This is a genomic window from Bradyrhizobium sp. F1.13.3 (assembly GCF_040548265.1).
Taxonomy (GTDB): domain Bacteria; phylum Pseudomonadota; class Alphaproteobacteria; order Rhizobiales; family Xanthobacteraceae; genus Bradyrhizobium.
Map to the genome: position 1 here is coordinate 1 of NZ_JBEPRI010000070.1, position 1,248 is coordinate 1,248.

The following is a 1,248-nucleotide window of genomic DNA, read 5'->3' on the forward strand; positions in this document are numbered from 1 at the left end:
GGCCGATTTTGTTGCAAAAGTCGGTTGAGACAAGTCACGAACCGTGATTCCGTTGTGTTGACGCGAATCTCGGCGAGGTCGATCCATGATGGGCCGTCTGAAGAGTGACCAAAGTCAACTGTTCTACGAGTTTCGTCTTGGCGACGCGATACCCGAAGATCATCTGGTGCGGAAGATCGATGCTGCTCTCGATCTGTCCTGGCTTCGCGGTGAACTAGCATCTCACTATTCGTCGATGGGGCGCCCGTCGATTGATCCGGAACTGATGATCCGGATGCTGGTCGTGGGGTATGTCTTTGCGATCCGCTCGGAACGGCTGATCTGCCGTGAAGTGCAGGTGAACCTCGCCTATCGCTGGTTCTGCAAGCTTGGTATCGAGGACGCTGTCCCGGATCATTCGGCATTCTCGCGCGCCCGCAACGAGCGCTTCCGTGATGGAGATGTTCTCCGCCGCGTGTTCGAACGGATTGTCGAGACATGCATTGCCGCCGGTCTGGTTGGCGGCGAAGGATTTGCAGTCGATGCGAGCCTGATTGCGGCCGACGCGAACAAGCAGCGCTCGATCGCAGGTCAGGACTGGCGCAGGGATCGCGATCCGGCCAGGTCCAGCCGCGCGGTGAAGGAGTATTTGGCAACCCTCGACGATCCGGCGTGGGGCGCCGCCAGCGATGTCATCCCGAAGTTTGTCTCGCCATCCGATCCGGCAGCGCAGTGGACCGGCGCTCACAAGGGGCCGGCATTCTTCGCGTACTCCGACAACTATCTCATCGACGTGAAGTTCGGCGTCATCGTGGATGTCGAGGCCTCCCGCGCCATTCGCCAGGCCGAGGTCGGTGCAGCCAAAACCATGATCGAACGAACCGAGGAGCGCTTCGGTCTCAAGCCAGAGCGACTTGTCGGGGATACCGCTTACGGAGCGGCTCCGATGCTGAACTGGCTGGTCGAGGAGAAGGGCATCGCGCCGCATATCCCTGTGTTCGATAAGTCGAAGCGGGATGATGGCACCTTCTCGCGGAGCGACTTTCGATATGACCCAACCGGGAACGTTTACCACTGCCCGGGTGGTAAGCGGCTTGGGACGAGCGGTACCGTGCACGAGGGCAAGACCCTTCTGTATCGTGCCAGCAAGCTCGACTGCGATGTATGCCCGCTCAAACCGCAGTGCTGCCCAAAGGAACCATCACGCAAGATCCCGCGCGATATCCATGAGCATGCCCGAGACGTTGCCCGGTCGTTCGCTGGCACCGA

The 1,248-nt window shown here is 60.1% G+C and carries 1 protein-coding gene; it reads left to right on the forward strand.

Annotated elements, in window-relative coordinates:
* Positions 1–85 precede the first annotated feature (85 nt).
* Positions 86–1,248, forward strand: a 1,163-nt coding sequence (locus tag ABIB66_RS43495; protein ID WP_354260127.1) for a transposase, incomplete at its 3' end; no start/stop codon positions are given.